The organism is Brevibacterium casei CIP 102111, from assembly GCF_900169275.1.
In the GTDB taxonomy this organism is placed as follows: Bacteria; Actinomycetota; Actinomycetes; order Actinomycetales; family Brevibacteriaceae; genus Brevibacterium; species Brevibacterium casei.
In genome coordinates this window covers 120,470-145,005 of sequence record NZ_FXZC01000006.1, presented here as the reverse complement: position 1 = coordinate 145,005, position 24,536 = coordinate 120,470, and the positions used below count along the sequence as shown (strand labels likewise).

Below are 24,536 nucleotides of genomic sequence, written 5' to 3'. Positions count from 1 at the left end.
GCCCTCGTGCCTACCAAGCAGAACGAGCTCACGACGGGGTCGGCGGAGTTGGTGCCGGTGAAGTTCTCCCGCCTGACCCGCCGCGGCATCCTCCTCGGGTTGTCTTTGTCCCAGCTCATCACCCTCGCCACCGGGGTTCTGTCCGTTGTGGGGGCGCTGTATGCCGGGGGTGGCATCCTGCTCGCGTACACCGCACCCGTCTGGGTTCTCGCTGCGTGCTTGACCTGGATACCGGTCGCCGGGCGTCCGGCGGTGGAGTGGCTGCCGGTCGCGTTCTGGTGGCTCTGGCGTTCGACCGGCGGACAGCTCCTGTACCGCCGCAGGGTCGTCACACCCCGCCCGGTCGGCACCCTCGCCCTACCCGGCGACATGGCGCGGCTGCGCGAGTACACCGACCCCGAAACGACCGCTGGAATGATCCACGACCCCCACCAGCAGACCCTCACCGTGGTCTGCGACGTGAGCCATCCAGCGTTCGTCCTGTTGGACCCTGGTGAGCAGGAACGCCGCGTCACTTCCTGGGGCCGCGTCCTGGCCACCGTCTGCCGCTCCGGCCGCATCGCCACCCTCCAAGTCTTAGAGCGCACCCTGCCCGACTCCGGGACCGGGCTGGCCGAATGGTGGGCCAGCCACGGCACCGCCGACGACACCTGGGCAGCGACCACGTATGCGGAGCTGATCGACCGCGCCGGACCCACCGGCGAACGCCACGCCACCACCCTCTCGCTGTCGTTGGATATGAAGAACGCGGCACGGCAGATCAGAACCGCCGGCGGCGGTATCCGTGGTGCGGCCACCGTTCTCCGCCAAGAGATGTCCACCCTCGTCGCGGCGCTCCGCTCAGCCGACCTGACACCCTCTGGCTGGCTGAGCCCGGGCGAGATCGCTGTCATCCTGCGCTCGGCGTATGACCCGGCGATCGCCGCCACCCTGGAGCGCCACGGCGAACTCGGCCAGTCCCTCGCCACCGCCGGCCCCGTGGCGGTCACCGAGTCCTGGACCCGGCTGCGCACCGACTCCGCCCACCACGCCGTGCTGTGGGTCTCCGAGTGGCCCCGCTCGATGGTCTATCCCGGATTCCTGTCACCCGTGCTGCTGTCCACCGGCATCCAACGGTCGTTCTCGCTGATGTGCACCCCGATGCGCTCGGACCAGGCCGCCAGGGATATCCGCAAGAAGAAGGTCGAGCACATCAGCAATCAGGCGCAGCGGGCGAAGATCGGGCAGATCGAAGACGCCGCCCAGACCGCCGAATACCAGGACGTGCTCCAGCAGGAAGCCGACCTGACCGCCGGCCACGGGGTACTGCGCTACACCGGCCTCATCTCCGTCTCCGCCCCCACCGTCGAGGAGCTGGAAGCAGGGGTCGCGGCGATCGAGCAGGCCGCCATCCAAGCCTCCTGCGAGACCCGCCTGTTGGTCGGCCAGCAGGCGGCCGCGTTCACCGCCGCCGCACTGCCGCTGTGCCGGAGGGTCTGAACGACCCGCGGGGTGCCGCTGCGCACCTGAGGGACGAGTCCGGGGCTTCCGGGCTCGTCCCTTTCGAGCAGGAGGCACCCGATGCCGACCTTCCAAGACCCTCTGGCCGATGCCGCCGAGGCCTCCGAGGCACTGCGCGGTCTCGCCCACGCCTCCCGCGTGTTCGATGACCCGGCCGACACCTACACCGTGTTCGGCGACCTCACCGCAGGCCTACGGTCACTGCGCCAGGTGCTGGACCAGCTCGCCAACGCCCACCTGGCTCACCGTGAGCGAGCGTTCGATGACGACGGCAATCCGGTCGCCGGTGCGGCTGAGGCCCTGGCCGCGGCCGATGGGCTACACCAGGCCGGGACCCTGCTCGATCAAGCCCATGACCGGCTCGACGCGGCGTTCACCCACTCCGGGCGCATCGCCTGGCACCCCCAACCCACACCAGAACAGACGGCGGTGCGTGAGCCGATAGCGGCACGCCTCGACGGCGACCCTGCCACCACCGCACAGGCCGGGACGCTGAGATTGGCAGTGTGGCCCGATGCGCCGGTGGGTGAGCATCACCGCTACGGCTATCGGATCACCGACGTCACCACCGGGCAGGAGCTGGAAGGCCGGGACCTGTTCACCGGCGCCGGCACCCCCGTCGAACCAGACCGCGCCTTGCGGGACCTCGCCACCTTCCTGGGTGCCGCGGGTGAGGCTCACCAGTACGCGCTCGACCACCCCGGCAGTGCCCCGGATCACGCTGGGATGTTCCCCGCCTGGGTAGCCGAGACCGCCCACACCAACACTGACGCGCTGGCCGAGCTGAGCGAGCACAGCCCCTCCGAGCCAGTGGCGGGGCTGCGCTGGCTCAGTGTGGTGTTCCTCCAAGGCGCCGAAGCCGACCAGGTGCTCGATGTGATCGACCGCGACGGCACGGACGCGGCGATCGAGCACCTGGCCCAGTGGGACTACGGGCAGGAGACCACCGAGGCCGCGTTGGAGAACGGCTACGTCTACGACGAACCACCTACCGGGGCACTCGACCGTGTCGTGACCGCAGCCGACTACACGCTGACCTATGACCACGCCCACGGGCATGTCGCCCTGCTGCGCGCCTACGACGTGCCGCCCGACCCAGCACTGGACGATGCCAAGGTCATGTCGGCGCGGGAGGCGATCAGCGGTGTCGGCTCCCACGAACACAGCATCGCGAGAGGCCGGCGCGGGCCCACGGCGCGAGCACCTCAGGCCCCTCAGCGGGAGGTGGACTGGTTCGCCGGCCCGACCCGCTCGTCCAGCTCCGCAGGACGAGGGCTATCGCTGTGAGTGCCGACAACCGAGAACGGTTGCACACCTCGGTCCTGGTCGCCCCGGCCAAGGAACGCCGCCGGCTCCGCAAACAGCGCCGCCAGGCCGCCGCGAAGCTCCAGGCCGAACAACGCGCTGCCGAGAAGCAATCCGCCAAAGCCAAAGCAGAAGCCGAGCGCGCCGAACGCCCGCCACCACCTACCTGCCCGCCGCGGGTGAACCCGGCCCGGCCGCCTTGCGCACGCCGGGCAGGTTCCGTCTTGCCCGCCACCAGGACACGTCCGCGACGTTGGCGGGGGCGTATCCGTTCGTCGCCGAAGGCGGACTCGGCAGTGACGGCGTGTTCGTGGGCCAAGACCTCTATTCCGGCGGCAGCTTCGTCTACGACCCCTGGGTGCTCTACGCACGCGGCATCATCACCGCACCGAATGTGGTTCTGGCTGGGATCGTCGGCTCCGGCAAGTCCTCCCTCGCCAAGTCCCTCTACACCCGCAGCCTGCCGTTCGGCCGCCGCGTCTACGTCCCCGGCGACCCCAAGGGTGAGCACACTGCCGTCGCCGAAGCAGTCGGCGGACGCGCGATCGTCCTGGGCCACGGCCTCAACACCCGCCTGAACCCTCTCGATGAAGGCCACCGACCCGGCGGACTCTCAGATGAGCAGTGGGACACCACGGTCGCCTCACGCCGCCGCGACCTCATCGGCGCCCTCGCTGAAACCGTCCTGGCGCGGGGATTGACGCCTCTGGAGCACACCGCGATCGATCTGGCGTTGACGCAGACGGTGCGGGAGAACACGGTGCCGATCCTGCCGATGGTCGTCGACCACATCCTCACCCCGAGCGATGACGACGAAAGCAGGTTGGCTGAGGACGGTCGGCTCGTTGGACACGCACTCCGCCGCCTGGTCGCCGGTGACCTTCAAGGGCTCTTCGACGGTCCCTCGACGGTGGCGTTCGATCCGTCGTTGCCGATGATCAGCCTCGACCTGTCCCGCGTCACCGAGAACTCCACGCTGATCAGCGTGCTGATGACCTGCAGTAGCGCGTGGATGGAGTCCGCTCTGTTGGACCCGGCCGGCGGTCAGCGATGGGTGATCTACGACGAAGCCTGGCGCCTGATGTCCCACCCGGCCCTGTTGAAACGCATGGATGCGCACTGGCGTCTCGCACGCCATTACGGGATCGCGAACATGCTGATCTTCCACAAGCTCTCCGACCTCGACAACGTGGGCGACGCCGGATCGGCCATGCGCTCCCTCGCCAACAGCCTCCTCGCCAACGCCGAGACTCGGATCGTCTACCGGCAAGAATCCGATCAGCTCGGGCCCACCGCGAAGGCCCTCGGACTGACCGGAACCGAGCAAAAACTCCTCCCCACCCTCGGAGTCGGGCAGGGGCTCTGGCGGATCAAGGATCGCTCTTTCGTGACCCAGCATCAGCTCCACCCGGCCGAATACTCCCTGTTCGACACCAGCGCCAGAGCCGCCGGTCTCGCTCAGAACGCGCACTGAGCAGTGGGCTCACAGGTCGAGGGTGGCGACCACCAGGGCGTGGTCCGAGTACGGGGAATCCCGGCGCGTGTTCGGCAGGTCATCGATGGAGGCCAGCGGCTCGCCACCGGTCAACGTCGTCGCCTCAGTCACGATCTGGCGGGTGGCGTTGGTGACGAACAGGTGGTCGATCAGCTCGCCCCGGCCCCGGTAGACACGGGAGAACCGCAACTCCTCCGGGATCAGCGGGGCCAGGTTGAACAAGCGCCACGCATCGCCTTGGTCGGGGCGGTTCTCACCCGGCGTGCCGATCTCGCTGCCGGGCGGTCCGTGAATGATCTGGGTGGTCGCCGCCTGGACCTCGTCGTTGAAGTCACCAGTTACGACCACATGCCGCCTGTCACCCTCGCCGTCGATCAGCTCATCGGCGAAGCCCCGTACGGCCACGGCCTCCGCCGCCCGCCGGTAGAGCCCGTAGGCGGCGTAGCGGGCGCGCTCGGCCTCATCCCGTGGAGTGAAGCGGCCACCGGGGTAGGTGATCAGCTTGGACTTCAAGTGCACGCTCACCACATCCACCCCCACACCCTCCGGTGTGGGCACTCGGATGTGCAGGGCGCCGCGTCCCATCGCCGTCAACGCTGTCTGGTTGTCATCAACCGGCACACCCTGCAACTCGTCCGGAATCTGATCGTGCTCACTGACGGTCTCGACGGGTAGGCGGGACAGGATGCCGTTGCGGATGGTGTGCGGGGTCGCGAACTTCGTGGACAGCTCACCGGACCATCCTGTGCCGAGCGCGTCGATCAACGCGGCGAAAGCGTCCTCATCGCCGATCTCCTGCACCGCCACCACATCCAGCCCGGCATCGGTGATCGTTGCGGCAAGCCCAGCGATCTTCTCGGTGAACACGCTCTGCTCGCTTGGCCCGTAGCCGGCACCTGGGGTGAACAGGTTCTCCACATTCCACGTCCCTACCCGCATCCCACACCTCCTTTCGGCGTTTCGACAGTGCCATCCGCGCGTTCTGACTCCACCGGAACCGGTCGGCTACATCGGCTGACGTCTGGGCTGAGACTACGAGGTGGAGATGACCTTCCGGTGAACTCACCCACCCCCGCATCGAGGCTTACGTGGCCGCCGGGGTGCACCTGGCCGGTATGGGTTCCTCTGCCGATCTTCCGTCTCGCCGCAGCCGCCGCAACGCCCCACCGGACGCCCCACCGGAGGGGCCGCCGGTGCCGGTGGTGCTGCCGCATGTGGTCATCACCGTGACCGGGGCCGGTGTCCTCGATGCCACTGTTGACGGCGTCGCCTTCCCACCCCCGGAGAGCGGCGCATGGACACGCAGTACCTTCGGCCCGCTGCTGGACGCCATCACCAAGGACCGGACGATCGCGGTGCGCATCGAGGTCCGCGAAACCGACGGGAGCGTGTTCACCGACCTCATCCACGCTCGCCGCCGCACCCGACCCGAGTCCCATGAGACCGAGCCAGAGGCGCCAAGCAGCAAGCAGGCCAAGAGCAGGCGTAAGAAGCGACCGGAGCTGGTGGAGGTCACCGGCGAGGGGTTCGTGCCCGGTGAGGACGTCGCCGCCGCGGTCGTTGTCGCTTACACCGATGCCACCGTCACCGGGCATGCCCGCGCTCTCCTCGACACCGGCCCACTCGCGGACCTCGTGCTCGATGGCACCGGCGAGGTCGTGTTGCTGGGACGTGTCTCGGGCACCGCCGTCGTCAGGCGGCTGTCATGACCACGCCCCAGCAGCGACAGTCGGGCTCGTTCGGGGATGAGTTGACCAATGCCGCGCTCATCGGACTGGTGGGGATGTTTGGGGTCGCGCTGATCCTGCGCGCCGCGGGCAGCGTGGCGGCGTTCCTCACCGGCACACCCCAACCCGATACCGGCCCGGTCTCTGGCTTCGGTGTGCTGTTCAACCCCGGAGACCCCGCTACCGCGCTCGAGGCCGAAGGGCTGAATCCGGTCGCGTACTGGATCGTCACTGCGCTTATGCTCGCCGCCCTCACCACAGCCGGCGCGTGGGTGTGGGTGCGGCTCCGGCGCCGTTCCCGGAAGGCCGAGACTGATCCGCGCCGCCTCGCCGGCACCGCCACCGCCCACGAAGTCGCCCAGACCGCCTCTGCCAAGGCGCTCTTGAAACGCGCTTCGACACTGCGCCCCTCACTGAGTAAGCCGGACGCGTCCGATGTCGGCTATCTGCTCGGTCGTTCACGAGGCAAGCAGGTGTGGGCGAGCGTGGAGGACTCGATCCTGCTCATCGGGCCGCCCCGCTCCGGCAAGGGCCTGCACGTGGTCATCAATGCCATCCTGGATGCCCCCGGTGCCGTGGTGACCACCTCCACGCGCCCGGACAATCTCACTGCCACGTTGCGCGCCCGCGAGCGTGATGGGTGGCCGGTGGCGGTGTTCGACCCCCAGCACCTCGCCGAAGGCATCCCCGCCGGCATGCGCTGGTCACCCATCCGCGGATGCGACGACCCGCTCACCGCGATGATCCGCGCCACCGGTCTCGCGTCGGCCACCGGGCTCAGCGGCGGTGGGGTGGAGTCCGGTGGGTTCTGGGAAGGCAAAACCCGCACCGCTCTCCAATCCCTGCTGCACGCCGCAGCACTGGACCACCGGCCACCGGCCGAGCTGTTCCGCTGGACCCTCGACCCGACTGCCGCAGCCGAGGCCGTCGCGATCCTCACCAACACCACCCAGGCCGCGACCGGATGGGCCGACTCCCTCGGGGCGATGATCGATTCGGACCCCAAGACAAGGGACTCGATCTGGCAGGGCGTCGCGCTGGCCCTCGGCGCCCTGGCTGACCCGCGGGTGCTCGATGCCGTCTCACCCAGGGCTGGTGAGGACTTCGACCCGGAGACCTTCATCCAAGACCGCGGCACCCTGTATCTGCTGGCCACAGGAGCCGGCGCGGGAGCCTCCGCTGCACTGGTGGCGGCGTTTGTGGAAGACCTGATCGAGAGCGCACGCCGGATCGCTGCACGCTCACCGGGCGCTCGTCTGGACCCGCCACTGCTGCTGGCACTGGACGAAATCGGGAACCTCGCACCCTTACCGTCTCTGCCGACGCTGATGGCCGAGGGTGGCGGGACCGGCATCAGCACACTCCCGGTCTTGCAGTCCCTCGCCCAGGCGCGGGAGAAGTGGTCCGACAATGCCGCCGGAGCCATCTGGGACGCGAGCATCGTGAAGATCATCCTCGGCGGCGCCTCCAACAGCCGCGACCTCCAAGACCTCTCCACCCTCATCGGCGAGCGGGACGAGTACACCGACTCGGTGACTCTGGGCGATCACGGCACCCGCTCCAACCAGCGTTCGGTGCGCCGGGTGCCGATCCTGCCGCCCGATCGCATCCGCACACTGCCGTTCGGCACCGGTGTCACCCTGCTGCGCTCTGCGCCACCGATCATCACCGACCTTCGCGCCTGGCCGTCCCGTTCCGACGTCGATCAGCTCAGGACTGACCGGGCCGCGATCGAGACACTGCTGCGCCGCCCCGGCCCCTGAGCCAGCGAGACGTGAACCAGGAAGCGCACCTGTCTGTCACACGGGCCGCCTGGCCGGCGGCCTAAAGCACAGACAAGGAGCATTCTCATGGCAATCGACACCCAGCAGGCCATCTCGGGGTTCATTGCGACCGAGCCGCGGCTGACGTACTCCGATGACGGGGTCCCACGGTTCTACGCACGAATCGGTATCGAGCACTCGCGTCAGGAGGCAGATGGATCATTCACACAACTCGACCCGACGTTCCACGACATGACCGCGTTCCGCAAGGCCGCTGAAGAAGGCGTCGCCCGGTTCAGCAAGGGCGACAAGTTCATCGCGACCGGCCGGGTCCACGAGTACACCTACGACAAGGACGGCCAGAGCGTCGAAGCTGAGGAGTTCATCGTCAGGCGTTTCGGCCACGACCTGGCCCGCACCCGCTACGACGTCGACCGCACACCTCGTCGGCAGGCTCCAAGCCGTGAGGCGCCCGTACGTGAGGCGCCCACCTTCGAGACCAACGCGCAGCCAACGCGGGCTAGCCAGGCACCGAGCCTGGGAATGTGAAGCGCCGGTGATGAGCGACTACGTCCCCGAGCCCGACCCGGCCGACCTCGATGACGATCTGGACGACGACTTCGTGGGCGAAGAGCCCACTGCGGAGCCGCCGCATCCGGTCAACTGGAATCTGCTCTCCGCGCATGACCTGGAGCAGGAATGGTTGGCGCTGAACCGCTGGGTGGACTGGCTGCGGCACACCTACGGACTACCGGCCTCGGTGGTTCCGCCGTTCTGGCACCACCACCCTGAACTCCTCTGGGAACTGTCTGCTCTACACTTGCACTGGCTGGGTGCCTACGACCCCGAGCAGAACGCCTCTGCGGCGATCGGCTGGCACCGTGACTTCGCCGACGCACGGCAGCGCCTACGCGATTGGGTCGCCGCCTCCGGCACCCGCATCGATCGCGACCGACCCACCCGGCAGACGACCTGGCCCGGTGAACCATCCGCGCCGCCGGTCGAAGACGTTCTGATCGAGGACCGCGACGCTGAGTTTGTCGAGTTCGTCTACGCGCAGGTCGCTGAACGCGAAGCGCAAGAGGAAGAGTTCTACCGAACCCTCGATGAACACACCGGGGAAGTGCGATGAGTACCGCACCGAGCATGAAGGAACGCACCGAACTTGACCGACTCCGACAGGCTGGCCGGGAACTCGGTGCGTCCTTCATGCCTCTCACCAAGCAGCAGGCCGCCGCGGTCCGCACTATCCTGATCGGCTCCACTGGTAAGAGTCACGAACAGCAAATCGAGGAGTGATCTTGATTCGCTGGGGATCGAAGACGCCCCCGAGCTGGCGGGCCTTCACGATACGGATATCGAACAGCATCTTGACCATGCGTCGTTTCTCCAGCAGGTCCAAGCGCTCCCATGCCGCGTCAAGGTCCTGAGTACGGACCAGTTCAAGCAGGCCTGCGTCGGAGACCGGCGGAACCGCGGCCTTCGCCGCCTGTTCGATCTGCGGGGTGAGACGTCGCTCGATGCTCGACAGCATCGTCAAGCTGATCGCGCCCTCGGCATACTGTTCAGCGGCCTCGTCCAGGCGCTGCCGCAATGCTGCAAGGCGTTCCTCAGCCTCACCGACACGCTCATTCCAGCTCTCATCAGATGCGGCGATGATCGCCATGCTCTCGGGCTCGGACAGCCACCCCAGAAGTGCGCCGACGACGAACGCATCGGTTCGACCGACATCGATGCTGACCTTCCGGCAGCCGGCGATCGGGCAGACGTAGTTGTTCCGAGAGCTTCCGTCCTTGCGCGGGATCACGCCGTTGAGTCGGACCAACGGGCGTGAGCAGTAGCCGCACTTCGCGATGAATGACAGCAGCCACTTGGGGTGGCTGTGGTTGTCCTCCTCGACATATCGCGTGCGGACCGCGCGATCCGAAAGCACACGGTTGACCTCCTCCCATCGCTCTCGCGGGATGATGGCCGGCCAATCAGCCTCGCCGATCACCTCACCCCGGTACTTGCGCAGTCCGGCGATCGTCGGGCTCTTCAGCAGTTGCCGCAACGAGGAGTTCATCCACCCGCGGGAGTGATCACTGGTCGGCTTCATCGGGGTCGGAACCCCCTGCTTGTTCAAACGTGTGACGATGGCGTTCATCGGAACGCCGCTCAGAATTTCGTCCACCGCGTTGATTATGATCGCTGCCTTCTCCGGGTCGATCTCCTGACGGAGCAAGGCGCCCGTACGCTCGTCATAGACCCGCCGGTACCCATAGGGCAAGCGACCATGCGGTCGACCCTTCTTGGCGTTGAGCCGGACCGTCCGGAGCTGTCGTTCACGGATGACAGCGGCATCCTTCTCCGCGGTCAGGAACTCCAGCCCCATCATGAACGCGTCATCGCTGCGCTCGAAGTCATACACGCGACCACGTGTCAGGTACAGGACACCGGCCTCCTGGCAGGCGGCACGGAGCTGGACGTAGGCGAGAAGTTCACGGCCGGCCCGGGACGGCTCCCACGTGACGAAGGCGTCGTAGTCCTTTGACGCGATGAGTTGTAGTGCTTCCTCGAAGCCCTCCCGCTCACGGGTCCGCCACTGAGAGGCGGAGCGGTTCGCATCGGTGATGACCTTGCCGACCTGCCAACCTTGCTGGTCACACCAGACGCGGCAGTCGGTCTCCTGGTCGTTGGTGGCGCGCATCAGGTAGTGGCGGTCCATTGAGGCTCGGGTGTAGATGAGTGCTGTGGTCTCCATAGCAGTAGGTGCTCTTCCTGTATCTGCTATCGGAGTGCTCGATGAGCCGACGAACGACGTCGACTCCGACATGCTCGCCGCGATGGAGGACCTCCTCGACTCGTGGCCGGGCACCCTCATCGTCGTCTCCCACGACCGGTACCTGCTCGAACGCGTCACCGATCAGCAGTACGCGATCCTCGACCACCGGCTGCGGCACGTGCCCGGCGGGGTCGACGAGTACCTGCGGCTGCGCGCGGCCGGAGCCGGCACGGGTGGGTCGGCCGGCGGGACAGCCGGCGGCAGCGATCAGTCGGGGACCACCTCGGCGGGGGGATCCGACTCCACGGCACCCACGCTCAGCGGGGCCGAACGGCGGGCCGCGACGAAGGAGGTCTCGGCGATCGAGCGGAAGATGGAGAAGCTGAGCACCCGGGTCGACGCCCTTCACGCGGAGATGGCCGCCCACGACCAGTCCGACTTCGAAGGGCTCGCGTCGCTCACCGCCCAGGTGCGCGAGCTCGAAGACGAGACCGCAGCCCTCGAGGAGCGCTGGCTCGAGATGACCGAGGCCCTCGAGGCGTAGCCGCCCACGGGGGTGGTGCCATCGCCCTGGCGGGACTAGGGTCACGTGCATGACCGGTGACCGATGGCGCGAGCGGCTCCGCGAGGAGGACGTGGAGACCCGTGCGCTCATCGTCGCCTTGAGCGCCTCGATCGACGGGATCTCGGCCGCCCGGGAGGGTGACAACAGCGACGACGAGCACGATCCCGAAGGAACGACGATCGCCTTCGAACGATCCCAGGCCGCTGCGATGCGCGATCAGGCCGCTGAGCGGCTCGACGAGATCGCCGCAGCCCTCAACCGCCTCGACGCGGGCACATTCGGGATCTGCACCGAGTGCGGTGGAGAGATCGCCGAGGCGCGCCTCGACGCCAGACCCTATGCCGCGCTGTGCGTGACCTGCGCGGGGCGGAGCACTCGGAGCCCCACATGAGCGCCGCGATCGTCACCCTCTTCCTTCCCGCCCTCGTGCTCGCGGCCATCGGCGTCATGCTCCTCGTCTCCACTCTCCGCCGCCCGGCCTCGGCACCTGTCGCCGGCTTCGTGCTCCGGACCCTTGGGGCCCTCGGGCTCCTCGGGGCCGCGGTTGTCGCCGGCGTCGGCCCGTGGCTGCCGATCCCCTACGGCATCGTCGTCATTCCGCTGCTCGCCCTCGTGTTCGGGTTCGTCTGGGTCGTCGGCTTCCTCGGCGCCGCACTCCTCGTCGAGTGGGCGGCGAAGCGCTGAGACGCCTCGGCGAGCAGAGACGAACGTGACGACATGTGACAGCGTCGTGACCTTCTGTGACGGCCCGCAGCAGACAGCGACGGGCACTGTGATGAGCTGGCGGGGTCCTCAACGCGACGATGCTCGGTCATCGGGATCCACTGTCGCGGGGCCCGCCGGCCCACTTCGGCACTATCGGGAGAACACATGTCACAGTCCAACGCACTCACCCAGCGCCTCGACGCCGGGCCGGTGATCTGCGCAGAAGGATTCCTCTTCGAACTCGAGAAGCGCGGATACCTCTCCGCGGGAGAATTCGTGCCCGAGGTCGCGCTCGAATACCCCGAGGCCCTGCGCAGCCTCCACGTCGACTTCCAGCGGGCCGGCTCCGACATCGTCGAAGCCTTCACCTACAACGGCCACCGCGAGAAGATGCGCGTCATCGGCAAGGAGGACCTCCTCGAGCCGCTCAACCGCGCAGCCCTGCAGATCGCCCGCAGCGTCGCGGACCAGAAGCCCGGCAACCTCGTGGCCGGCAACATCTCGAACTCGAACATCTGGGACCCGGCCAGCGAGGAGAAGCAGAACGAGGTCCGCGGAATGTTCTCCGAGATGGTCGACTGGGCCGTCGACGAGGGCGCCGACCTCATCATCGGCGAGACCTTCTACTTCGCCGGTGAGGCACTGGCCGCCGCGGAGATCGCGAAGGCCTCGGGCCTGCCCGTCGTCCTCACGCTCGCCCCGATGGCGTTCCAGGAGATGGCCGACGGCGTCGGCATCGTCGAGACTGCCGAGCGCCTCGAGCAGTCAGGCGTCGACGTCGTCGGACTCAACTGCTTCCGGGGTCCTGCGACGATGCTGCCGTGGCTGAAGCAGATCCGGCAGGCCGTGTCCTGTCACGTCGGCGCCCTGCCGATCCCCTACCGGACCACCGAGGAGGAGCCGACCTTCTTCAATCTCTCGGATCCGAACGCCGCCGTGCCCTCCCCGCACGGTCGCACGTTCCCCACCGCGCTCGACCCGCTCCAGACCAACAGGTACGAGATCGGCGCGTTCGCGAAGGAGGCGTACGACCTCGGGGTCAACTACCTCGGCGTGTGCTGCGGTGCCACCCCGATGCACATCCGCGAGGTCGCCGAGGCGGTCGGCCTCACCACGGAGGCGAGCCGGTTCTCGGAGAACATGAGCAACCACTTCATGTACGGAGACAACGAGCGCCTCGCCGAGAACGTCGTCGCCCTCGGCGACCGCGCATAAGCGCCGGCCCGCACGGGTTTGAGTCGGTTTCCGCCCGATCGGTCGGTTCGCGAACAGAGCGATCGGGCGGACACTGATCAGTTGCGATGCCGACTCGTTTCGGTGTCGCGTCCACCGCGCGCAAGGGCCGCGGCACGACGGGGGTCAGACGATGTCGACCTCGTCGAGGGCCTTCTCGAGGCGGGCGACGGTGCCGTCGATGTCACCGAGCTTGTCGAGGCCGAAGAGCCCGATCCGGAACGTCGTGAAGCCCTCCGGCTCACCGGTGTGCAGCGGCACTCCCGCCGCGACCTGGACACCGACCTCCTTGAACGCCGCCCCGTTGGCCAGCTGTGGGTTCCTCGTATGGACGACGACGACGCTCGGCGCCTGGTACCCGGCAGCGGCGACCGAGGGAAGCTCCCGGGCGGCGAGGACCGCGCGGACCCGCTCGCCGAGTTCGAACTGCGCGGCCTCGAGTGTGTCGAAGCCGCGCTCCTCGGTCTCGCGCATGAGCGCGGCGTTGTGGGCGAGCGCATCGGTGGGCATCGTCGCATGGTAGGGCGCCCGACCGGCCTCGTACTCGTCGGCGATGAACAGCCACTTCTTGAGATCGAGGGCGAAGCTCGTCGAGGTGCCCGCGTCGACCGCGGCGCGACCGCCCTTGCTGAGCATGACGTAGCCGGCGCACGGTGAGCCGCTCCACCCCTTCTGCGGGGCGCTGATGAGGACGTCGACGCCGAGGTCGCGCATCGACACCCACACCGCGCCCGAGGCGATGCAGTCGAGGACGAAGACGCCGCCCACCGCATGGACCGCCTCGGCGACCGCCCGGATGTACTCATCGGGCAGGAGCATGCCCGAGGCCGTCTCGACGTGGGGGGCGAAGACGACGGCGGGGCGTTCGCGTTCGATCGCTGAGACCACCTCGGCGATGGGGGCGGGCGACCATGCCGCCTGCGCGTCGTCGGAGTCGGGGACGGCGGGGAGGACGACGGTCTCGTCTGCGATCGATCCGGCGTCGAGGATCTGCGACCAGCGGTACGAGAAGAGCCCGTTGCGGAGGATGAGGCACTTCTTCCCCGTCGCGATCTGCCGGGCCACGGACTCCATCGCATAGGTGCCGCCGCCGGGGACGATGGCCGCTGCATCGGCGTCGTAGGCGGTGCGCAGAATCCGGTTGATCTCCTGCATGACGGAGACGAACCGTGCGGACATGTGGTTGAGGGAGCGGTCGGTGAAGACCACCGAGTACTCGAGGAGGCCGTCGGGGTCGATGTCGTCGTGGGGCAGCGTGGTCTCAGTCATAGTCCCACAGTGCCATGTTCGCAGGCCCGGGGCCACCGAACCGTTGCGGCGCTCAGAGTTCGACTTCGCTCCGGTCGCCCGACCACAGCGTGTGGAAGATCCCCGGTCGGTCGACGCGGCCGTAGGTGTGGGAGCCGAAGAAGTCCCGCTGCGCCTGGATGATCGCCGCCGTCGCCCGCGGAGCGCGGATCCCGTCGAGGTAGGCAAGCGCCGAAGAGAGCGCGGGCACCGGGATCCCCTGCCCGATCGCTGCCCCGACGGCCGAGCGCAGCGCCCCCTGAGCCTGACCGACTTCGGCGCGCAGCTCATCGTCGGCCAGAAGCGAGCCGAGCCCCTCCTGCCGATCGTAGGCGGCGACGATCCGGTCGAGGACGCGGGCCCGGATGATGCACCCGGCCCTCCAGATCGAGGCGAGCTCGCCGAGGTCGACGTCCCACCCGTACGCCTGTGCCCCGGCCGCGATCTCGTCGAAGCCCTGGACGTAGGCGAGGATCTTGCCCGCGAAGAGCGCCTGCCGAACCGTTTCGATCCGCTCGCCGAGGCGGTCGGGAGCGACGGGGTCGTCCCCGTCGGCAGCGGCCCGCTCCCCCGTCGGCCCGCCGGCAGCGTTCCGGTCCCCCGTGGACAGGGGCTCGGTGTTCCCGACGGGACCGGGGATGTCTGCGCCGAGGGCGCGCAGGGCACCGGCCTGGGACAGGGACCGGGCGAAGACCGCCTCGGCGATCGTCGGCACGGGCACCCCGAGGTCGAGGCCGACCTTCGCCGTCCATGCCCCCGTCCCCTTCGCCCCGGCGGCGTCGGCGACGATGTCGACGAAGGGCAGTCCGGTGGCCGCATCGGTGTGGGCGAGGACCTCGGCGGTGACCTCGATGAGGTAGGACTCGAGTTCGCCGGCGTTCCATTCCGTGAGCACCGCGGAGATCGCGGCGGGGCTGAGCCCGAGGTCGTCGCGCAGGATCCGGCACGCCTCGGCGATGAGCTGCATGTCCGCGTACTCGATGCCGTTGTGGACCATCTTCGCAAAGTGCCCGGCACCGTCGGTGCCGATGTGGGCGACGCACGGCACGGGCGCCTCGAGGCCGGCGACCTCGGCACGGGCGGCGATCGGAGTGAGCAGGGGACGGAGGCGCTGCCACGCCGCCTCGGAGCCGCCGACCATCATCGACGGCCCGAGCAGCGCGCCCACCTCGCCGCCGGAGATGCCGACCCCGACGAACTCGATTCCGGTGCCTTCGAGCTGCTCACCTCGGACGATGGTGTCGGTGAAGAGGGAGTTGCCGCCGTCGACGATGATGTCTCCGGGTTCGAACACCGCTGCGATGTCGGCGATCGCCGCGTCCGTGGCGGGTCCGGCATTGACCATGAGGATCGCCACCCGCGGGGTTGAGAGCATCTGTGCGAGCGCGGCCGGGGTCTCGGCGACGAGGAATCCGGCCTCGGGGTGGGCTGCGGCCACCGCGCGGGCGCGGTCGACGTCGAGGTCGTAGATCGCCACGCGGGTCTCAGGCTGCCGGGCGAGGTTGCGGGCGAGGTTCGAGCCCATCACTCCGGTCCCGATCACAGCGACATCGGCGTTCATCAGCAGTCCCTCCATCCGGACAGGGCGTCATCGTCCCGAGCTGTTGACACTCGCTCGAGTGTCCCATACGGTTCAATAACTCTGTTTTATTCTGCAGAGCATATCAATATCATCATATGTTTTCGAGAGGTTCTCATGGACCTGCCCCATTCCCTCCCACCGTTGGTCATCATGGGAGTGTCCGGGACCGGCAAGACGGCGGCGGGCCGCCAGGTGGCCGCCCTGCTCAAGGTGGCCTTCATCGACGGCGATGATCTCCATTCTCCGGCGAACAAGGCGAAGATGCACGCGGGCATCCCGCTGAACGATGCCGACCGGATCCCCTGGCTGCGGTCGATCGCCGTCGAACTCGCCCGCACCCCGCCCCCGCTCGTCGCCTGTTCGGCGCTCAAGCGCTCGTACCGGGACCTCCTGCGAGCCACGGCTCCGTCGACGTTCTTCATCCACCTCGACGGTCCGGCCTCGGTCATCACCGAGCACCTGGCCAAGCGGTCCCACGAATTCATGTCGCCGACGCTGCTTCAGTCCCAGCTCGCCACTCTCGAACCCCTCGAGCCGGATGAGGCGCACATGATCGTTTCGATCGAGCAGCCGCTCACCGAGGTGTGCCGGACCATCGTCGACCGCCTCCCCCACCATTTCGCGGCGCTGACACGCCCGAGTCCGACCCTCGACGACGAGGACGCATGACCGAGATCGACCTGGCCTGGACCCTTCCCGCACCCGCCCTCCTCGGCATCGCCGCCGCAGCGATCGGGCTCCTCCTCGTCCTCATCATCCGTCTGCGCCTCCACGCCTTCATCGCCCTCGTCGTCGTCAGCGTCCTCACCGCGCTTGCGGCGGGCATCCGCCCGGCCGACTTCGTCGACGTCCTCTACGACGGCTTCGGCTCGACCCTGGCCAGCGTCGCCCTCCTCGTGGGCCTCGGCGCCATGCTCGGTCGCCTCCTCGAGCTCTCCGGCGGAGCCGAAGTGCTCACCGACCGTCTCATCAGGGTCTTCGGTGAGAAGCGGGCACCGCTCGCGCTCGGGGTGACGTCCCTGCTCTTCGGGTTCCCGATCTTCTTCGACGCCGGCCTCGTCGTCATGCTCCCGATCATCTTCACCGTCGCCCGCCGCCTCGGCGGCTCCCTGCTCCTCTATGCCTTCCCTGCGGCGATCGCGTTCTCGGCGATGCACATCTTCGTCCCACCCCATCCCGGACCGGTCGCCGCCTCCGGCCTGCTCGGGGCCAACGTCGGCCTCGTCCTCCTCTGCGGGCTCCTCATCGCCGTGCCCTCCTGGTATCTGTGCGGCTACCTCTTCGGCCTCGTCATCGGCAGGCGCATCGACGTGCCCGTCCCGACGATCCTCTCCGGACGCTCAGATGAGTTCTCCGACTTCCGCTCCACGCCGAGGCTGGGCACCGTCATCGTCCTCCTCGCCCTTCCGCTCGTCCTCATCTCCTTCAACACTGGGCTCGGCTTCGCCGCCGAAGCCGGCTGGGTCGATCCGGAATCGACGCCGGTCACGGTGCTGCGGATGCTCGGTGAGACGCCGATCGCCCTGCTCATCACCGTGCTCACGGCGATGTGGCTGCTCGGGTGGCGCCAGCACAAGAGCCGTTCGCTCGTCGACACCGTCGTCGACTCCGCGCTCGGACCCGTGTGCTCGATCGTCCTCATCACCGGTGCCGGCGGCATGTTCGGCGGGGTGCTGCGCGCGAGCGGGATCGGCGACTCGATCGCCGACACGCTTGCCGCCCTCGGCCTGCCGGTCATCGTCGCCGGCTTCGTCATCGCCGCGATCGTCCGCGTCGCCCAGGGGTCGGCGACCGTGGCGCTGACGACCGCGGCCGCACTCCTCCAGCCGATCGTCGTCGGCAGCCCGGACTTCTCGGAGCTCCAGGTCGTCGCGATCGTCCTCTCGCTCGCCGCAGGCTCCGTCGTCGCCAGCCACGTCAACGACTCGGGCTTCTGGCTCGTCTCCCGCTTCTTCGGGATGGATACGAAGACGACCCTGAAGACGTGGACGGTCGGGCAGACGATCCTCGGCCTCGTCGGCTTCGCCTTCAGCCTCGCGCTCTTCGGAATCGTCAGCGCGTTCTGAGCGGCGGGCACCCCGTCACGGGCGGCGGGGTTCGCCCTCCCACACCGACGACATCTCGTCGTAGGCCTTGGCGACGATCTTCGCCATCGCCTCCCGTGCCCGCTCTGGCTGCTGGGAGCCGATCGCGTCAGCGACGTCGAAGTGCCACTGCAGCGCATCGGGGTGCGGGTACTGCGGCTGCAGGCCCTCCTCGGTGCGCCCGGCGAGGATCTCGGCGACGACCGTGTCGAAGGACGCGAAGAGCTCATTGCCCCCAGCGCGCAGCACCGCCCGGTGGAACGCCGCATCGGCCTCGAGGAAGGCCTCGACCTCACCGGTGCGCCCCGACGAGCGCATCCGGGCGGCAAGCCGCATGATCTCCTCGGCTTCGGCGGCGTCGGCGAAGGTCGCGGCGAGGCCCGCGGCCTCGGGTTCGATCGCCACCCGCAGCTCGGTGAGCGAGCGCAGCTGCCTGGCCGGGGTCTCGGCCATCCGCCAGCGCACGACGAGCGGGTCGAGGATCGTCCACTCGCTCATCGCGAGGATGATGAGCCCGAGGCGGCGCACCGGCCTGACCATCCCGAGGGACTCGAGGACACGCACGGCTTCGCGGACGACGGAGAGGGAGACGTCGTAGCGGGCGCGCAGCTCCTCGGCCTTGACGACGACACCGGGCGGCAGCTGCCCGGAGACGATGTCGCGTCCGATCGCGTCGAGGACCCGACCGTGGAGGTTCTCCCCCGCCCGGCCGGTCGGGGTCTCAGCCATCGGTGACCACGTGCGCGCCGGGTGCCGGTCCCGTCGTCCGCAGGGCTTCCTTGACCCCGCGGGTGGCCTGGAGGAGGACGGCCAAGTCAAGGGCGTGGCGGGCGTCGCGGGCGAGGAACCCGACGGTGGGACCCGACCCGCTGAGCAGAGGCAGCAGCGCACCGGCCTCACGACCGGCCTCGATGACCTCGGCGAGTTCGGGGCGCAGGGACAGGGCCGCCTCGGTGAGGTCGTTGCCTGCGGCGGCGGCCAGCGTATCGACATCGCCGGCGGCGAGCGCCGTGAGCACCTCTGCGGGCACCTCGGCGGGGGCGGGATCGGGGGTGAGCTCGTCGAAGCGGCCGTAGACCTCCGGGGTCGACAGCTGTCCCGCCGAGGTGGCCATGACCCAGTGGAACTGCCCGCGGGTGAGCACGGAGCTGAGCTCCTCCCCGCGGCCCCGGCCGATCGCCGTGCCCCCGCGCAGGAGGAAGGGCACGTCGGCGCCGATCTCGAGGGCGAGGTCGGCGAGGACCTCGGCGTCGACGCCGCCGATGAGGTGGGCGGCCCCGGTCAGGGCCGCCGCGGCGTCGGCGGATCCCCCGCCCATCCCGCCGGCCACGGGCACCTGCTTGTCGATGACGATGTCGAGGTCGCGCAGCACCTCGACGTCACGCTCGGCTTCGAACGCGGTGATGAGGAGGGTGATCGCGCGTCTGGCGAGGTTGGACTCCCCGACCGGCACGGTCTCGTCGGCGTACCGCCCCTGGACGAGGATCGTGCCCGTCCCACCGGGGATGAGGGTGAGCGTCTCGACCATGCCGAGGGCCTGGAAGACCGTGGCGAGTGTGTGGTATCCGTGCTCGTCGACGCCCCCGACGCCGAGGTGGACGTTGATCTTCCCCGGTGCCCGGACCGTGACCGGGGCCGGGGTTCCCGGGCGGAGCGGGGTCGGCGCACTCACGCGGTCTCCCCCGCCGCCTCGGCGAGGCGTTCGAAGTCGGACACGCTCAGGGCCTCACCGCGCGTGCGGGGGTCGATCCCCGCGGCGACGAGGATCTCCTCGGCCCGTTGGGGGCTGCCGGCCCACCCGGCCAGCGCCGCGCGCAGGGTCTTGCGTCGCTGGGCGAAGGCGGCGTCGACGAGGGTGAAGAGGCGGGTGCGGGACTCGGGGTCCCGGTCGGTGCGGGTCACGTCGATGCGCACGAGCCCGGAGTCGATGTTCGGGGCCGGCCAGAAGACGTTCTTCCCGATCCGCCCGGCCAGGGCCACCTCGCCGTACCACTGGGCCTTGACGCTGGGGACCCCGTAGGTACGGGAGCCCGGGGCCGCGGCGAGGCGTTCGGCGACCTCGAGCTGGACCATGACGAGGACGGTCCGCAGGCTCGGGAAGGTCTCGAGGAAGTGGAGGAGGACGGGGACGGCGACGTTGTAGGGCAGGTTCGCCACGAGCGCCTCGGGCGGGTTCGGCAGCTCGGTGACCCGCAGGGCATCGGCGCCCACGAGATCGAAGCGCTCGGCGGCCTCCGGGGCGAAGGCCGCGATCGTCGTCGGCAGGCGATCGGCGAGGACCTCGTCGATCTCGACGGCGGTGACGGCGTGGCCGGCCTCGAGGAGGCCCACCGTGAGCGAGCCGAGGCCGGGCCCGATCTCGACGACGTTCTGCGCCCCCTCAAGACCTGCCGCGGCGACGATCGAGCGGACGGTGTTGGGGTCGATGACGAAGTTCTGGCCCTTCTGCTTCGTCGGGCGCAGACCGATGTCAGCGGCGATGTCGCGGATGTCGCGAGCGGTCAGTAACGTCACACCCCACAACCTACCGCACGGATTCTCCGCCGCATCCGTCGAACACACCGGGTGGGTCGGGACGGGAATCCGACAGGGCAACCGGACGTCGGCCGGGGCGAACGGGACGATAGGCTGGCACGCATGGATCCGCAGACCCTCACCGAACTCCTCGACGTCACCGTCCTCGAGCGCCTCGAGACGATCGACGACCTTCCCGCGGACGATCTCGCCCGGTCCGCGGCCCTGCGCAAAGAGGGCTTCTCCGCCGAGGTGACCGCGGCCCTGCTCACCCAGGCGCAGCTGCGGAAGGAGGCGGTGGGCAAATTCGGTCCCTACGCCGCCGAGATGCTCTTCACCCGCGACGGCCTCGCCCAGGCCACCCGCCTGCCCGTGGCAGCCCACCATGCCAGGCGCCTGTTGGCCGGTCACGACTCTGAAGACGTGCGCATCGCCGACCTTGGGTGCGGGATCGGGGCCGATGCGTTCGCGTTCGCCGGTCTCGGCGCCGAGGTGGCAGCCGTCGACGCCGACGAGGTCACTGCCGCGCTCGCGAGCTTCAACCTCCGCCACCTGCCCAGTGCCGAGGTCTCCCACGCCCGGGCCGAGGACGTCGACACCGCCGGCTTCGATGCCCTGTGGTTCGATCCCGCCCGGCGCCGGATCGGGCGGGCGAACGCCCGCGGGGCGACTTCGCGGATCTCCGACCCCGACGAATTCTCCCCGTCCCTGTCCTGGGTGCTTGAGACCGCGAGCGCGGCCCCGGCGGCCGGTGTCAAGCTCGGTCCCGCCCTCGACCACGACCTCATCCCCGCCGAGGCGGAGGCCCAGTGGGTCTCCCACGACGGCGACGTCGTCGAGGTCTGCCTCTACTTCGGCACCGCTCGGCAGCGTGCCGGTCGCAGCGCCCTCGTCATGGGCGAGCGCACCCTCCTCGTCCACGAGGACGACGTGCCCGCGACCGACGAGGAGGGCATCGGCGAGCTCGGCTCCTACCTCCTCGAACCCGACGGTGCGATCGTGCGCGCGGGTCTCGTCACTGCGCTCACCGGTCCCCTGCAGGCCCGTCGCCTCCACCCGTCGATCGCCTACCTCACGACGGACACCGCCCCCACGGGACCGGCCGCTGCCGGGGTGAGCGCGTTTGAGATCGTCGATGTCCTGCCCGCGAAGATCCCGAGCCTGCGCAAGGAGCTCGTGTCCCGCGGCATCGGGTCCGTCGTCATCAAGAAGCGCGGTGCGGACATCGTCCCCGACCAGGCGCGCCGTCAGCTCAAGCTCCCCAAGGGGGACAAGGCGACGCTCGTCTTCACCCGCCTCGGGGACAAGCACATCGTCCTCCTCACCCGGCCGCTCGAGCGGTAGAGTCGAGAGGCACAGACGCGAAGGAGATCCCATGTCCCGCTCCGATGTCCTCATCACCGCCGAGGAGCTCTCCGGGCTCACTGCCCGCCGGATTCCGCCGAGGCTGCTCGACGTCCGCTGGACGCAGCTCCGACCCGACGGGCGGGACGACTTCGCCCGTGGCCACCTGCCGCACGCGCTCTACGTCGACCTCGATTCTGAGCTGGCCGACCCCGACCGCAGCGATCCCCGCGCGGGACGCCACCCGCTGCCGAGTCCCGCCCGGTTCGAGGAGACCGTACGAGGTTGGGGCATCGACACGGGCACCGAGGTCATCGTCTACGACGACAACGCAGGCCTCGGGGCCGCCCGCGCGTGGTGGCTGCTCCGGTGGGCGGGGCTGAGCGCCCGTGTCCTCGACGGCGGCATCGACGCATGGGTGGCCGCCGGCGGTGACCTCGAGTTCGGTGCCGGTTCCCCCGTCGAACCCTCCTCCGTCGTCATCACTCCGGGGTCGATGCCCGTCATCGACGCCGACACCGCCGCCCAGTGGGACGGGGTGCTCCTCGACGCCCGCGCGCCCGAGCGCTTCCGTGGAGAGACCGAGCCGTTCGACTCCCAGGCCGGGCACATCCCGGGGGCGAAGAACGCTCCCGTGACGGAGAACGCCGAGGGCGGTCGCATCCTCAGTGAGGAGGCGCTGCGGGAGCGCTTCTCCGAGCTCGGGGCGCTCGACGATCCCGTCGCCGTCTACTGCGGGTCCGGGGTCACGGCCTGCCATAACGCGATGGTGCTCGCGAGCCTCGGAGTCGGCTCAAGCCTCTACCCCGCGAGCTGGTCGGGATGGTCGTCCGATCCCAGTCGCAGCGTCGCGACCGGGGCGTGACCCTGCAGTGACCCGGCGGTAGGGGGCGGTCTCAGCCTGCCGCGGGCAGGACGACGTCGACGCGCAGTCCCCCGACGCGCCTCGGCGTGAGCGTGAGTGTGCCGCCATGGGTGCCCACGATCGTCGTGACGATCGCGAGACCGAGTCCGACTCCGGCATGCCCGTCGTCGCGGACGCGGTCGCTGCCGCGTTGGAACGGTTCGGTGAGCGTGGCCGCCTGCGCGTCCGAGACCACGGGTCCCGTGTTCTCGACGATCAGCGTCGAGTGCCCATCGCTCGTTCCCGTCCGCACCTCGATGACGCCGTGTTCGGCCGTGTTGTGGACGATCGCGTTGTGGACGAGGTTGCTCGCCATCTGGGTGAGCAGCACGGGGTCACCGCTCACCGGTGCGCTCTCGGTGTCGACGGCGATGCTCACGCCCCGCTCATCGGCGAAGGGCACGAGGGTCTCGACGGCGTCCTCGGCGAGGAGGGAGAGGTCGCTCGGTTCGGTGCGGGCGGGCTGGCTGCCGGCACGGCTGAGCAGGAGCAGCGCCTCGGTGAGTGCGATCGAGCGGGCGTTGACGGCCCGGAGCCGGTCGAGGTCGCCGCGCACGTCCCGGTCGGGGTCCTGTGCGGCGACGTCGAGGATCGCCTGCGAGATCGCCAGCGGGGTCCGCAGTTCGTGGGAGGCGTTCGCGGCGAAGCGCTGCTGCTCACCGACGTGGGCCTCGACGCGGTCGAGCATCGCATCGAAGACGTCGGCGAGTTCGCGGATCTCGTCGCTGCGCCCGCCCATCCGGATCCGATGCGCGAGCTCACCGCCGGCCACGCGCCGGGCGGCGCGGGTGATCTTCGCGAGCGGGGTGAGCATGCGTCCGGCGAGGATCCAGCCGCCGAGGAGGCCGACGACGAGGAGGAAGCCAAGGGTGGCCGCGGCGGCGGGGAAGAACGCCCGCTGCAGGTCGGAGCGGTTGGGCACGAAGCCGTCGGGGGCGCTGATGGGGATGTTCGGGACGTAGCGCAGGAGGAAGATCCACACGACGGCGAGGAGGAGGATGCCGGCGACGATGAGGAACCCCGCGTAGCTGAGGGTGAGCTTCCATCGCACGCTCATTCCCGGCCGCCTCGGCGGGGGCTGCTCACTCACCGGTCGGCTCCTGCCCGACCCGGTAGCCGACCCCGGGGACGGTGACGATGAGGCCGGGCTGTCCGAGGCGTTTGCGCAGGGCGGAGACCGTGATGCGCACGGCGTTGGTGAACGGGTCGGCGTTCTCGTCCCACGCCTTCTCGAGGAGCTCTTCGGCGCTGACGACCCCGCCGCCGGCGCTCATGAGGACTTCGAGGACGGCGAACTGCTTGCGGGTGAGCGCGATGTAGCGGCCGTCGCGGTAGACCTCGCGCCGGAACGGGTCGAGGGTGAGGCCGGCGATCTCGAGGGTCGGGGCGCGGTGGCGGTCCCGGCGACGGTCGAGGGAGCGGAGCCGGAGGACGAGTTCGCGCAGTTCGAACGGCTTCGTCAGGTAGTCGTCGGCCCCGAGTGCGAACCCGGTGGCGAGGTCGTCGATCCGGTCCGCGGCGGTGAGCATGAGGATGGGTATGCCGGTGCCCGAGGCGACGATGTGCTCGGCGATCTCATCGCCCGAGGGTCCGGGGATGTCCCGGTCGAGGACGGCCAGGTCGTAGGCGTTGACCGCGAGGAGTTCGAGGGCCGTGTCCCCGTCATGGGCGATGTCGGCGGCGATCGCCTCGAGGCGCAGTCCGCTGCGCACGGCCTCGGCCATATCGGGTTCGTCCTCGACGATCAGCACACGCATCTGCCCA

At 69.3% G+C, this 24,536-nt stretch carries 22 protein-coding genes and 2 pseudogenes; 15 read left to right on the top strand and 9 right to left on the bottom strand.

The window, feature by feature from the left end; genetic code table 11:
- Nucleotides 1–6 precede the first annotated feature (6 nt).
- The 3 genes and pseudogenes from BC102111_RS14165 (at nt 7) to BC102111_RS14155 (ending at nt 4,279) form a co-directional block, all read left to right on the top strand.
- Entirely contained in the window at nt 7–1,479 is a 1,473-nt protein-coding gene (locus tag BC102111_RS14165) for an SCO6880 family protein (protein WP_101624661.1), read from the top strand.
- 81 nt (nt 1,480–1,560) lie between these two features.
- Nucleotides 1,561–2,787: a hypothetical protein gene (locus tag BC102111_RS18225; protein ID WP_373270483.1), complete on the top strand. Its 1,227-nt coding sequence runs from the start codon at nt 1,561–1,563 to the stop codon at nt 2,785–2,787.
- Nucleotides 2,784–4,279 (top strand): annotated as a pseudogene (locus tag BC102111_RS14155) (putative type IV secretion/conjugal transfer ATPase). Before BC102111_RS18225 ends, BC102111_RS14155 begins: the two are co-directional and overlap by 4 nt.
- 9 nt (nt 4,280–4,288) lie before the next feature.
- Here the strand turns inward: BC102111_RS14155 and BC102111_RS14150 are convergent.
- Entirely contained in the window at nt 4,289–5,218 is a 930-nt protein-coding gene (locus BC102111_RS14150) for an endonuclease/exonuclease/phosphatase family protein (RefSeq protein ID WP_197907866.1), read from the bottom strand.
- Nucleotides 5,219–5,502: 284 nt separating this feature from the next.
- Here BC102111_RS14150 and BC102111_RS14145 point away from each other — a divergent pair, with 284 nt between their 5' ends.
- The 4 genes from BC102111_RS14145 (at nt 5,503) to BC102111_RS14130 (ending at nt 8,922) form a co-directional block, all read left to right on the top strand.
- Complete coding sequence (locus BC102111_RS14145; RefSeq protein ID WP_101624736.1) at nt 5,503–6,009, top strand: hypothetical protein; 507 nt, start codon at nt 5,503–5,505, stop codon at nt 6,007–6,009.
- Nucleotides 6,006–7,790 (top strand): type IV secretory system conjugative DNA transfer family protein, encoded by a 1,785-nt coding sequence (locus tag BC102111_RS14140; protein WP_101624659.1) that lies wholly within the window; start codon nt 6,006–6,008, stop codon nt 7,788–7,790. The genes BC102111_RS14145 and BC102111_RS14140 overlap by 4 nt, the downstream gene beginning before the upstream one ends.
- 87 nt (nt 7,791–7,877) lie before the next feature.
- On the top strand, nt 7,878–8,339 hold the full coding sequence (locus BC102111_RS14135; RefSeq protein WP_101624658.1) for a single-stranded DNA-binding protein: 462 nt from the start codon (nt 7,878–7,880) through the stop codon (nt 8,337–8,339).
- Between the two features lie 10 nt (nt 8,340–8,349).
- Complete coding sequence (locus tag BC102111_RS14130; RefSeq protein ID WP_101624657.1) at nt 8,350–8,922, top strand: hypothetical protein; 573 nt, start codon at nt 8,350–8,352, stop codon at nt 8,920–8,922.
- A 114-nt stretch (nt 8,923–9,036) separates the two neighbouring features.
- On the opposite strand, the gene BC102111_RS14125 is transcribed toward BC102111_RS14130, so the two are convergent.
- Nucleotides 9,037–10,533, bottom strand: coding sequence for a recombinase family protein (locus BC102111_RS14125; protein WP_197907867.1), 1,497 nt, complete (start codon nt 10,531–10,533; stop codon nt 9,037–9,039).
- 34 nt (nt 10,534–10,567) lie between these two features.
- On the opposite strand from BC102111_RS14125, the pseudogene BC102111_RS14120 reads away from it, so the two are divergent.
- From BC102111_RS14120 to BC102111_RS14110, 4 genes and pseudogenes are all read left to right on the top strand, one after another.
- Nucleotides 10,568–11,098, top strand: a pseudogene (locus BC102111_RS14120) (ABC transporter ATP-binding protein); the annotation flags it as partial.
- A gap of 49 nt (nt 11,099–11,147) precedes the next feature.
- Entirely contained in the window at nt 11,148–11,510 is a 363-nt protein-coding gene (locus BC102111_RS14115; RefSeq protein ID WP_101624656.1) for a TraR/DksA family transcriptional regulator, read from the top strand.
- Nucleotides 11,507–11,803 carry a hypothetical protein gene (locus tag BC102111_RS17595; RefSeq protein ID WP_063249314.1) on the top strand — a complete coding sequence of 99 codons (297 nt, stop codon included), beginning with the start codon at nt 11,507–11,509 and terminating at the stop codon, nt 11,801–11,803. The genes BC102111_RS14115 and BC102111_RS17595 overlap by 4 nt, the downstream gene beginning before the upstream one ends.
- A 186-nt stretch (nt 11,804–11,989) precedes the next feature.
- Nucleotides 11,990–13,039: a homocysteine S-methyltransferase family protein gene (locus BC102111_RS14110; RefSeq protein ID WP_009376063.1), complete on the top strand. Its 1,050-nt coding sequence runs from the start codon at nt 11,990–11,992 to the stop codon at nt 13,037–13,039.
- Nucleotides 13,040–13,183: 144 nt separating this feature from the next.
- Here the strand turns inward: BC102111_RS14110 and BC102111_RS14105 are convergent, their stop codons facing one another.
- Complete coding sequence (locus BC102111_RS14105) at nt 13,184–14,326, bottom strand: aminotransferase class V-fold PLP-dependent enzyme (protein ID WP_009376064.1); 1,143 nt, start codon at nt 14,324–14,326, stop codon at nt 13,184–13,186.
- A gap of 52 nt (nt 14,327–14,378) precedes the next feature.
- The gene (gnd, locus tag BC102111_RS14100) at nt 14,379–15,905 is read right to left on the bottom strand and encodes an NADP-dependent phosphogluconate dehydrogenase (RefSeq protein ID WP_100227382.1); all 1,527 of its coding nucleotides are present in this window, start codon (nt 15,903–15,905) and stop codon (nt 14,379–14,381) included.
- A gap of 135 nt (nt 15,906–16,040) precedes the next feature.
- Between gnd and BC102111_RS14095 the strand changes: the two genes are divergently transcribed.
- Both BC102111_RS14095 and BC102111_RS14090 read left to right on the top strand, forming a co-directional pair.
- Complete coding sequence (locus BC102111_RS14095) at nt 16,041–16,595, top strand: gluconokinase (protein ID WP_040341214.1); 555 nt, start codon at nt 16,041–16,043, stop codon at nt 16,593–16,595.
- Complete coding sequence (locus tag BC102111_RS14090) at nt 16,592–17,992, top strand: GntP family permease (RefSeq protein WP_101624655.1); 1,401 nt, start codon at nt 16,592–16,594, stop codon at nt 17,990–17,992. The genes BC102111_RS14095 and BC102111_RS14090 overlap by 4 nt, the downstream gene beginning before the upstream one ends.
- 15 nt (nt 17,993–18,007) lie before the next feature.
- On the opposite strand, the gene BC102111_RS14085 is transcribed toward BC102111_RS14090, so the two are convergent.
- The 3 genes from BC102111_RS14085 to rsmA are packed head-to-tail and all read right to left on the bottom strand — an operon-like array spanning nt 18,008 to nt 20,524.
- A complete protein-coding gene (locus BC102111_RS14085; RefSeq protein WP_009376072.1) occupies nt 18,008–18,739 on the bottom strand; it encodes a FadR/GntR family transcriptional regulator in 732 nt (243 codons plus the stop codon).
- Nucleotides 18,732–19,682, bottom strand: coding sequence for a 4-(cytidine 5'-diphospho)-2-C-methyl-D-erythritol kinase (locus BC102111_RS14080; RefSeq protein ID WP_101624654.1), 951 nt, complete (start codon nt 19,680–19,682; stop codon nt 18,732–18,734). The genes BC102111_RS14085 and BC102111_RS14080 overlap by 8 nt, the downstream gene beginning before the upstream one ends.
- Complete coding sequence (gene rsmA / locus BC102111_RS14075) at nt 19,679–20,524, bottom strand: 16S rRNA (adenine(1518)-N(6)/adenine(1519)-N(6))-dimethyltransferase RsmA (RefSeq protein ID WP_095376454.1); 846 nt, start codon at nt 20,522–20,524, stop codon at nt 19,679–19,681. The genes BC102111_RS14080 and rsmA overlap by 4 nt, the downstream gene beginning before the upstream one ends.
- Nucleotides 20,525–20,647: 123 nt before the next feature.
- Between rsmA and BC102111_RS14070 the strand changes: the two genes are divergently transcribed.
- Nucleotides 20,648–21,868, top strand: coding sequence for a class I SAM-dependent methyltransferase (locus tag BC102111_RS14070; protein ID WP_101624653.1), 1,221 nt, complete (start codon nt 20,648–20,650; stop codon nt 21,866–21,868).
- A 31-nt stretch (nt 21,869–21,899) separates the two neighbouring features.
- Nucleotides 21,900–22,733 carry a sulfurtransferase gene (locus BC102111_RS14065; protein ID WP_063249322.1) on the top strand — a complete coding sequence of 278 codons (834 nt, stop codon included), beginning with the start codon at nt 21,900–21,902 and terminating at the stop codon, nt 22,731–22,733.
- Between the two features lie 31 nt (nt 22,734–22,764).
- Here BC102111_RS14065 and BC102111_RS14060 read toward each other — a convergent pair whose 3' ends face one another.
- Both BC102111_RS14060 and BC102111_RS14055 read right to left on the bottom strand, forming a co-directional pair.
- Nucleotides 22,765–23,862: a sensor histidine kinase gene (locus tag BC102111_RS14060; RefSeq protein WP_425322158.1), complete on the bottom strand. Its 1,098-nt coding sequence runs from the start codon at nt 23,860–23,862 to the stop codon at nt 22,765–22,767.
- On the bottom strand, nt 23,855–24,529 hold the full coding sequence (locus BC102111_RS14055) for a response regulator transcription factor (protein ID WP_101624652.1): 675 nt from the start codon (nt 24,527–24,529) through the stop codon (nt 23,855–23,857). The genes BC102111_RS14060 and BC102111_RS14055 overlap by 8 nt, the downstream gene beginning before the upstream one ends.
- Nucleotides 24,530–24,536: the final 7 nt, after the last annotated feature.